At 26.2% G+C, this 10,049-nt stretch carries 8 protein-coding genes; 3 read left to right on the plus strand and 5 right to left on the minus strand.

Annotation, left to right across the window (positions count from 1 at the left end; genetic code table 11):
- Position 1 precedes the first annotated feature (1 nt).
- Together H5J23_RS00365 and H5J23_RS00370 are read left to right on the plus strand one after the other, a co-directional pair.
- Positions 2–3,028, plus strand: a complete 3,027-nt coding sequence (locus H5J23_RS00365) for an efflux RND transporter permease subunit (protein ID WP_185890285.1) — start codon at positions 2–4, stop codon at positions 3,026–3,028.
- Between the two features lies 1 nt (position 3,029).
- Complete coding sequence (locus tag H5J23_RS00370; protein WP_185890287.1) at positions 3,030–3,833, plus strand: MerR family transcriptional regulator; 804 nt, start codon at positions 3,030–3,032, stop codon at positions 3,831–3,833.
- 44 nt (positions 3,834–3,877) lie between these two features.
- On the opposite strand, the gene H5J23_RS00375 is transcribed toward H5J23_RS00370, so the two are convergent.
- Positions 3,878–5,164, minus strand: a complete 1,287-nt coding sequence (locus tag H5J23_RS00375) for a sulfurtransferase (RefSeq protein WP_185890289.1) — start codon at positions 5,162–5,164, stop codon at positions 3,878–3,880.
- Between the two features lie 200 nt (positions 5,165–5,364).
- A complete protein-coding gene (locus tag H5J23_RS00380) occupies positions 5,365–5,730 on the minus strand; it encodes a YbaN family protein (RefSeq protein WP_185890291.1) in 366 nt (121 codons plus the stop codon).
- A 148-nt stretch (positions 5,731–5,878) separates the two neighbouring features.
- Between H5J23_RS00380 and H5J23_RS00385 the strand changes: the two genes are divergently transcribed.
- Positions 5,879–8,026: a TonB-dependent receptor gene (locus H5J23_RS00385; protein WP_185890294.1), complete on the plus strand. Its 2,148-nt coding sequence runs from the start codon at positions 5,879–5,881 to the stop codon at positions 8,024–8,026.
- Positions 8,027–8,098: 72 nt separating this feature from the next.
- On the opposite strand, the gene H5J23_RS00390 is transcribed toward H5J23_RS00385, so the two are convergent.
- The 3 genes from H5J23_RS00390 to H5J23_RS00400 all read right to left on the minus strand — a co-directional run.
- Entirely contained in the window at positions 8,099–8,815 is a 717-nt protein-coding gene (locus H5J23_RS00390) for an energy-coupling factor transporter transmembrane component T (RefSeq protein ID WP_185890297.1), read from the minus strand.
- Positions 8,796–9,596 carry an energy-coupling factor ABC transporter ATP-binding protein gene (locus H5J23_RS00395; RefSeq protein ID WP_023051425.1) on the minus strand — a complete coding sequence of 267 codons (801 nt, stop codon included), beginning with the start codon at positions 9,594–9,596 and terminating at the stop codon, positions 8,796–8,798. The genes H5J23_RS00390 and H5J23_RS00395 overlap by 20 nt, the downstream gene beginning before the upstream one ends.
- The coding region (locus H5J23_RS00400; RefSeq protein WP_185890299.1) for an ATP-binding cassette domain-containing protein at positions 9,581–10,049 on the minus strand (469 nt) is incomplete at its 5' end. The genes H5J23_RS00400 and H5J23_RS00395, both read right to left, overlap by 16 nt.

The raw sequence follows: 10,049 nt of genomic DNA on the forward strand, positions 1-10,049 counted from the left end.
CATGAGATTACTTTCTGAATTTTCTATAAAAAAACCTGCAACAGCAACAATGATTATAATATCTATGATATTCTTTGGTCTATTAGGTCTATCAAAAATGCCAATAGAACTAATGCCAAATACATCCAATCCAACCGTTAGAATTACTATTGAGTGGAAAGGAGCTACTCCTGAAGATGTTGATAAAATGATTACCAAAAAAGTTGAAGATATTCTTCCAAATGTTGATGGTATCACAGAATATTCTTCTACATCAAGTTCAGAGACATCAAAAATAAATGTAAAATTTAAATATGGAACTGACATCGAAACAAAAATAACTTTAATACAAAATGAAATTAACCAAATAAAAAATAAATTACCTGAAGATATTGAAGAACCATCTATTAGAGAACAATCTATGGGTTCTATTCCAGCTGCTGTTTTAACTATGTCTGGAGGAGACCCCATGGAAGTTAGAACTTATGCTGAAAATAGTTTAAAACCACTTTTAGAGAGAATCGAAGGTGTTTCGCAAATTATAATTTTTGGTGGTAAAGAACAAGAGGTTTTAGTCGAAATTGATCCTGAAAAACTCGAAAACTATAACCTTGGAATTTTAGAAGTTTCTAATTTAATATCTAGGGCAAGTACTACTATTCCTGGTGGACAAGTTAAAGAAGGTGAAAAAGAGTTTTATATAAAAGTTCAAGGGGAGTTAAAAACTCCTCAAGAAATTGAAAATATTATTTTAAAAAATGATAATGGTCATCTTCTAAGACTAAAAGATGTTGCAGATATTAGAATTGATACTAAAGACCCTTCTAGTTTATTTAGAAAAAATAGTTCCGATGGTCTAGTTATCGTTGTTGCTAAAACTGATGATGGGAACGCTATTGAAATTGTAGATTCTATTAATAAGACTTTAAAAGGAGTTAAAAACTCCCTACCTTTAAATTCTACTATCGATTACGACTTTGACTCTACAATTACAATTAATAATTCAATAAATAATGTTAAAGAAACTGGAATTATTGGTTTAATTTTAGCTTCAGGTATATTGTATTTGTTTTTAAAAAGTATATCTGCTACTATAGTTATTGCTGTAGCTATACCAATATCTGTTATTTTTACATTTTTTCTTTTAAATGCTCAAGGTTTAACACTAAACCTTGTCTCACTAATGGGATTATCTTTAGGAATTGGTATGCTTGTTGATAACTCTGTTGTTGTTTTAGATAATATATATAGACATATGAGTGAACTTGGGAAGAATAGAGTTCAAGCTGCTAAAGATGGAGCCGCTGAAATGGGCCTTCCTGTTTTAGCATCAACTTTAACAACAATTTCTGTATTTTTACCAATAGTTTTTCAAGAGGGAATGGCTAAGGAACAATTCAAAGATCTTTCATATTCTATCTCTTATTCATTATTTGCCTCATTAATTGTTGCCTTGGTTTTTGTTCCTATGCTTTCAAGTAAAATATTGAATGAAAAAAAAGATATAAACTCAGAAGGAAAATTTATAAAAAAACTAAAAAGAATATATCTTTCAATTCTAAGATGGGCTATTAAAAATAGAGGAATTACTGCTATTTTAACTATATTACTTTTTATAGGTTCTATTTTTGCAGCTTCAACGTTAGGCGGAGGATTTATTCCTACAACTGATGAAGGAAGATTCGCTATTGTTGCGAAGCTTCCTTCTAGTGCCGATATAAATATGAGTAATAGAATTGGAAGTATATTAGAAAATAAAGTTAAAGATATATCTATTGTTAACTCATATACTATGTCTGGAGATACTAGCAATGCTATTTTAAATATAAATGCTGGATTAAAAACATCTAGAAAGGAAAGTTTACAAGAAATTGTTAAAAATTTAAGATTAACTTTTACAGGTATTCCAGACGTTATTTTAACTGTTGTTCCTTCTTATGTATTCGGTTCTGATGGTATTTACGATGTTGAATTTGAACTTTACTCTGATAATGAATCACAACTAAAAGAAATATCTGAAAAGTTAAAAGAAAAAATGTACTATATCAATGGAATAACAGATATTTCCTCTTCTTTTGAAGGCGGAAAACCTGAAGGGAAGATTATTGTGGATAGAGAAAAAGCCAAGTTTTATGGAGTTGACATTGAAAGTCTAGCACTAATGATTAAAACTCAAATTTTAGGAGGACAGCCAATCACGATAAATGGTGATAATCAAGAGATCGATGTGACCGTACAACTTCAAAAAAAATATAGAACTTCTACAAAACTACTAATGGACTCTCGGATTACTTTAGATAATGGAAAAAATATTAGAATCTCTGACATAGCTAACCTTGTTTTAGAAGAAGGTCCATCTAAGATTGAAAAAAAAGATAAAAAAAAGAAAGTTGTTCTTTATGCTAACTTAGAAAATGGACTTGATTTACAAAGTGCTAAAAACTCTATTATAGAAACGTTTAATAATTTAGGTGTCCCTGAAAGTATTTCTTTTGGATTTGGTGGAGATAGTGCTGATATGGCTGATATGGGAAATCAACTTTTCATAAGTTTCTTAGTTGCCATATTCTTAATCTATTTTATTTTAGTTTGGCAATTTGAATCTTTTATTCTTCCATTTATTATTTTGCTTTCAATTCCCCTTTCAACTATGGGTGCTCTGTACAGTTTAGCTTTATTTAGGGTTAATCTTGATGCTATGGTTGCTGTTGGTTTTGTAATGCTTGCTGGAATAGTCGTTAATAATGCTATAGTTTTAATTGATTTTATAAATATTAGAAGAGAAGCTGGTGATAATATTAACCGAGCTCTTATTGTATCTGGTAAAACAAGACTTAGACCACTTCTTATGACTACTTTAACTACTGTTTTGGGAATGATTCCTTTAGCTATAAGTAATGGTGATGGCTCTGAAATGTATGCAGGTATGTCCTTTGTTGTTATATTTGGACTTTCCACTGCTACTTTATTTACATTAATTGTTATTCCTGTTTTCTATTATTTAGTTAATGATATGAAAATATATATAAAAAAAATTATTAGGAGATAATATGTTTGATGAATTTTTTACAATAGGAGAAGTTTCTAAATCTACGAATATTCCAATATCAACTCTCCGATATTATGATAAGGTTGGTTTACTTTCTCCAGCTTTTAAAAATGACGATACTAATTACCGTTACTATACACCTATGCAAATAATTACATTAAAAGTAATTAATCATATGAGACATTTGGGATTTTCTATTGAATATATAAAAAGTCATTTTGAAAATATGGATTATGAACACACTTTACAACTATTTGAAAAAGTGTTATTAGAAACAAAATTAGAAATAAAAAAATTAAAAAATACAGAAAAAGAACTAGTTGAAAGTTGGAATAAATTTAAAGAAAATTTTCAATTAGAAAAAAAGGTTGGTATTCCCTTTATAGATGAAACTGCTGATATTAAAGGGATTATTTATAATGGCCCTGTTCATTCTTTAGGAGAATTAAGCAAAACATTAAAAAATATTGATAATTTTGAAATTAGTAATAATTTAACACCTGTTTTAAGAGGGTTTAAGGTTTCCTTTAATAATTGGAAAAAAAATAGATTTACTAAAGATTGTCTTATTGCTAGTATGAAAGAAAATCATACAAATAAATCAATAATTATTCCTAAAGGAAAATATGCTTGTGTTTATGGTAAAGGTGCTTTTGAAGAGCAAAATATTGTTGAAAATCTTTTGAATTGGATAAAAGAAAATGAATACTCACCAAAAAATGAGTTTTATTTAACATTCACAGATTTAATTATGTTTAAAAGTAAAAAAGATTTTTTATATCTTTTGAGAATCCCAATAATTTAAAAATAAAGAAAAAGCAGCCTATTTATTAAGCTGCTTTTTGCTATTTAGTTCTCTATTCCTGTTTCAATTGGATTTGAACTATCTTCACTCCATTCCATCCAACCATTGGAATAAAGAGCATTATTTTTTAATCCCATCACTTGAGAATAAAATAATACTTCTGCTGCTCTCCATCCTGATCCACAGAAAAATGTTAACTCTTTATTTGTATTAATTCCTAATCCAGACCACATAGAGATAATTTCATAACCGTTTCTCATTGTATTATCAATATTTCTATAGTCTTCCAATGTTGTTGATTTAGTTCCAGATTTTCCCCATACAGATCCTGTAATTCTGCCTTTTCTATCCATATATGAATATCCTGATTCTTTTCCGATTCTCTCATTATATGATCTAATATCTACTAAAAGTTTTGAATTTTTATTATCTTTTAAAACTTGCTTTGCTCCATTTTCATTTACTATTAAACTTTTATTTAAAGGAGTTTTAGATCCAAAATCTTTAATTGGAGTTGGTTTAACAATTCCCATTTCTGTTTTGTATCCTGCATCTTTCCAAGCATCTAAACCGCCATTTAAAACTCTTACATCTTTTACTCCAAGATATTTTAAAATTATAGCTAATCTATATGATGCCATAACATTTTCACCATAAAGAACAACTCTATCATTTTTAGATATTCCCATCTCTTCCGCAAATTTAATTAAATTTTCATCCGTATTTAGCATCCATTTTGGTGGTGGCTCTATACTATCTGTATTAATATGTGGTGCTCCTGGAATATGCCCAGCTAAATATACAGCAGCATCTTTTATACTTCCCCAAGATACTTCAAAAACCTTAATCTCATTTTTGTCCATAGCATTTTTTACCCAAGTTGCTGGAACTAAAATTTCATAATTCTTGTATGTTTCAAAAGGTAATCTATCATAATCTTTATTTTTTTCAAAATCATAAAAATAAATATTTTTTACACCATTTTCTTTTAAGTATTTCTCTACATCTTTCATTTCTGTAGATGTTCCATATAAAACAATATTTTTTTCTGGTATAATTCCTTTTTCTAAAACTCTTTGCTTTAATATCTCTTTATTATTAGAGCTTAAATATTTTGCCTTTAACCAATTAGCAGATAAATCAGTAGCTCCTTTTATATGTCCATTTATTTTTAGATTAGATAAATTCCATCCATTATATTCATTACTATCTCTTGTATCAACTATAATCCATTCAGGATTATTAAGATTTTTTAGTAATTCATTAGTTTTGATATCCTTTCCTAATAAAATTGTTGATAAAATTATTAGTAAAAATAATATTTTTTTCATTTTGTACTTCTCCCTAACTTATATTTTAAGACAACACTTTGCCAAATAAATTTTTAACTTTTAACCTAAAAGTCCCATCCTCAGTTAACTCATTTCAAAGCAATCACCTCACAATATAAATACATTATATTATATACTAATTTATCGATTTAATCTATTAATAAAATATATATAACTTTGAAAATTAACTCTTCTATAATTTAATTTTCTTTCAATGTTTTTAATTTTAAAATATGAGTTAAAACTACTAAATATACTATTAAAAGAAATGCACGTCCATAAATATTTTGCATTGAAAGAAAACCTTTCCCCATTCCTAAAGTCATTACACTTATTGCAATAATTTTATTTTTATATGTTATTCCTTTTTTTTGCATATAATCTTTTATATATTTTCCAAATATTCTATTTTCTAATAACAATCTATGAAATTTTTCGGAACTTCTTTCAAATGAAAATGCAGCTAAAAGTATAAAGGGAGTTGTTGGTAAAAGAGGTAAAAGTACTCCGATAGCTCCTAAAACCAAAGATAAACACCCTAATATTAAATATAATTTTTTCCTCATAAATATCCTCCCTCTATAATTTATACTATTTTAGCATATTTTATTTTGACAATCAAATATTTTATTTTATAAATATATTTTATTGCAAATTTAAATACGTTGTGCTAATATTATTTTGACAGACAAATATTTTTATAACGGAGGGATTATGAATAAATATTTTATTTCATTGGGGATTTTAATTTCTACTTTAAATTATTCTATGGAGCTAGAAGAAAATGGGGTATTTTTAGAAAAAAGTATTATATCTTCTGTTGGATATGAGGATTCTATACAAAATACACCAAAAAATATTCAAATAATAACAAAAGAAGAAATTTCTGAAAAAAATTTTAAAAATGTTACTGAAACTTTAAATAGTTCACCTTTAATTACTATTACAAGAAACTCTGTAGGAGAGTCAATTCAAATGAGAGGTAGTGGTATTAATTCAAAAGCAACTGTTCAAGTCTTAGTTGATGGTACATCTATTAATCCTGTTGATATAAATCACGGAACACTACCTCTAAATTCTATCGCTTTATCATCAATTGAAAGAATTGAAATTTTACCTGGTGGTAATGGTGTACTTTATGGTGATGGTTTTACTGGAGGACTTGTTAATATTATTACAAAAGACTCTATAGAGAAAACTAATGGGAATATTGGGTATAGATATGGTAGTAAAGGAGAAAATATCTTTGATACAGGAACTTCTCTTAAAGTTAACGATTATGTGTCATTCATATTAAATTATTCTAAAGAAAATAGTCAAACTAATAGAGACAATGAAAAAATTAATTCAGAACATGTTGATTTTACAACTTTATTAAATTTAACTAAAGATGATAAATTAAAGTTACAATATTCCTATTACAATAAAAAAAATAAAACAGCTAATCTTTTGACTAAAGATCAATTAAAAAATAATTCTTCACAATCTGGTGTAGATTTTGATGGTTCATATCTTAAAAATAATTCAAGTAATAAATATCCACTTTTAGAAGGAACTGGAGATATCTTAGATAAATCTAACTTAAGAAGAGATGAATTTTCTTTCAATTACACTAAAAAAATTAATAATGAATTTGAATTTAATTTAAACGGAAGCTATCAAAAAAATACTAATGATGTTACAACTAAAGAGGCTACATATGCAAACTTTGGCTCTTTAACAAATCCATTTAATTACAAAAATTACTATGCCGATAATATCGGTACCTTTACTGATGAAAAATTTAAAATCAATCCATCTTTAAAATACAATTATATGACTAATAGTTACTTAATTTTAGGTTATGATTATAAAGAGCAAAAAAGTAAAAGAGATTTTAGTAATTTTATGGATATGTATAAAGTTTACGATTTATCAAGTAAAAAAGAAAGCAACGGAATCTATGTTTTTAATAAAACATCTATTGATAAATTTGAATTTTTACAAGGTTATAGAAGAGAATGGACAAAATATAATACTACAAAAAATAGTCACTATTACCATAGAGTAAAACCTATTTTTCTCAACAATGGTTATGTTGATACAGGTTTAAAAACTGATTATATAAAAAAATCAATGCATAATGATAGCTATGAATTTGCCATAAATTATTTATACTCTGATACTGGTAATATCTATACTCGTTTCGAAGAAAGTTTTAGAACTCCTGCTCCAACAGAGTTTCAAGATAAATATGGAACTGATTATATCTTAAATGATTTAAAGCCTGAAACAAATCAAACTTTAGAAATTGGAATTAAAGATTATCTCCTTGGAAGTTTTGTTTCTCTAAATGGATTCATTGGAAAAACTAAAAATGAAATTTATTATAATGAAGTTTATCATGGAAAAGAATGGTATTATGGTAATTTTGGTAAAACTGAGCGAAAAGGTATTGAATTGAGTTTGGAACAAACTTTTGGAAAGTTTGTTTTCTTTGAAAATCTAGCTTATATAGATGCTAAAATTAAAGAGGATTCTAAAAATTCAAATTTAGAGGGCAATCAAGTTCCATATACTCCTAAAATAAATGCTAACTTAGGAACACTTATTAATTTTACAGATAATTTTAACTCTATATTATCTTTTAATTATAAAGATAAATACTATTTAGATAAAGCTAATAAGTATGAGGCTCAAAGTTTTATAACTCTTGATTTAAGCCTTAATTATGTCTTTAATAACGGATTAAAAATATATGGAGGTATTAATAATATCTTAAATAGAGACAACTATGATCAAGAGGGTGTTTCCAATAATGAGATTCTTTATGATCCAGCTAATGGAAGAACTTTCTATTCAGGGTTTACTTACATATTTTAAAAGAAAACTAATTTTTAATCTATAAAAAAAGCTAAGGATTGACCTTGACAGAGTCACCTTAGCTTTTTCATTTTAAACACTTAAACAAAATACAACATATAAAATAGAAATCATAAAACTAAAAAAAAGATAAAAATAATCATTTTTTTCTAATTTATAATCTTTTAATCTAGTTCTTTTAATCCCATTTCCATATCCTCTAACTTCCATAGATATTGCTAAATTTACTGCATTTTGTATTCCACAAATAACCACTGGAAAAAATAGTGTTAAAATATTGCTAATTTTTTCTTTCAGATTCATCAATTTATAATCAATGCCTCTTGCTTTTTGAGCTATTATTATTCTTTTGCTTTCTTCTTCTAACATTGGAATAAATTTAAATGCCAAAGCTGTTATAACTCCTATTGAGTCAACTGGAACTTTAAATATTTTTAAAGGTGATAACATCTTCTCTATTACAAATCCAATCTCTCTAATCTCCATTTTAGAAACCATAGAGGTAACTAACAAAATAATTGTTAAAAGTCTAAAAGTAGAAAGAAATACATATTCTATATTTTTATTCATTAAGAGCAAATTTACAAATATCATTGATAGTAAAAGTCCTATTGAATACTTGAATATTCTTTTTAATTTGTTTAAGTCAGCTGAAAATAATTTCATTTGATAAAATATAAATGGTAAAATTATAATTATCTGATAATATTTATTTGCAAAACCAATTGCTATAATATAACCTATAGTTGTATAAAATACTATTCGAGGGTCAAAATCTTTCTTTAGCATCTATCCCAATCCTCTCTAATAATTCATCTATGTTTTTTATATTTTCTGTTTCTATTCCAAATTTATTAATAATTTTACAAAATTCTATAAATTCTAAGTCAGATTTCTCTAAAACTTTTAAGGGAACTCCTTCATTTATAATTTTTTTATTTTCTAATAAAAAAACTTTATCCCCATATTCTAAAACATCCTCAAATAAATGAGATATTTGTATAATTGTAACTCCTTTATTTTTTAATTGTTTTAAGACATCAAAAAATAACTTTTTATTTTCTAAATCTAATCCCGCAGTTGGTTCATCTAATAATAATAATTTAGGAGAAGTGACTAAAATTGATGCTAATGCAACTAATCTTTTTTGACCTCCACTTATTTCATATGGAGATTTATTTAAAATTTCGTTAGATAGTTTCAAAAGTTTTAGAACTTCATTTACATTTCTATCAATTTCTTCTCTAGAAACTTTTTTCTTAATTAAAATATACTCAATCTCTTCTTTTATTGTATTATTAAAAAATTGTTTCTCAGTATATTGAAACATATATCCTGTAGCTTCTCTAAATTTTTTTAAGTTTTGAGAATTAGATAAATTAATTCCTTTCCACAAGATTTCTCCTTGAATATTATTCAATAAAAATCCTATAGTTTGTAAAAGTGTTGATTTTCCACTACCTGTTTTTCCTATTATAAATGTCCATGAACATTCTTCTATTTCCATATTGACATTTTCCAAAATTATCTCATCATATCCTGAGTTAACTTTTTTTAAAGAGATTTCCATAAATGCTCCCCCATTTTATTTAAATTAAAAATATCTTCTGAAACATCCTTTTTAGTTCTTAAATAAATGCTTCTAGCGACTTTAAACATAGGAGGTAACTCTATCCCTTGGTCTATCTCATTTTTTACAAGAAAGCTCATAAAAAGCTTTTTAGGCCCGTTAAAATTGATTTTATTTTTTTCAAGATAAATAACTTCATCACAAAATTCTATTTCATTTAAATGATGAGTTACTAAAATCACTGTCATCCCTTTATTACTTAAATTTCTTAATATATCTAGTATTATTTTTCTATTTTCTGGGTCGAGCATCGCCGTTCCTTCATCTAGTATTAAAATTTTAGGATCTAAAACTAAAGAAGAAGCTATACAAACTCTTTGTTTTTCTCCCCCTGATAATTTAGATATCTTTTCATTCTTTTTTTCGAAAAAATCTATTTCTTTCAATAATTTT

Source organism: Cetobacterium sp. 2G large, assembly GCF_014250655.1.
GTDB classification, from domain to species: domain Bacteria; phylum Fusobacteriota; class Fusobacteriia; order Fusobacteriales; family Fusobacteriaceae; genus Cetobacterium_A; species Cetobacterium_A somerae.

Excerpts from the sequence above, each read along its gene's own strand:
- H5J23_RS00395 (WP_023051425.1), bottom strand. The coding sequence starts at position 9,596 with ATGGAAATCTCTTTAAAAAAAGTTAACTCAGGATATGATGAGATAATT.
- H5J23_RS00385 (WP_185890294.1), top strand. The coding sequence starts at position 5,879 with ATGAATAAATATTTTATTTCATTGGGGATTTTAATTTCTACTTTAAAT.
- H5J23_RS00375 (WP_185890289.1), bottom strand. The coding sequence starts at position 5,164 with ATGAAAAAAATATTATTTTTACTAATAATTTTATCAACAATTTTATTA.
- H5J23_RS00380 (WP_185890291.1), bottom strand. The coding sequence starts at position 5,730 with ATGAGGAAAAAATTATATTTAATATTAGGGTGTTTATCTTTGGTTTTA.
- H5J23_RS00365 (WP_185890285.1), top strand. The coding sequence starts at position 2 with ATGAGATTACTTTCTGAATTTTCTATAAAAAAACCTGCAACAGCAACA.
- H5J23_RS00390 (WP_185890297.1), bottom strand. The coding sequence starts at position 8,815 with ATGCTAAAGAAAGATTTTGACCCTCGAATAGTATTTTATACAACTATA.
- H5J23_RS00370 (WP_185890287.1), top strand. The coding sequence starts at position 3,030 with ATGTTTGATGAATTTTTTACAATAGGAGAAGTTTCTAAATCTACGAAT.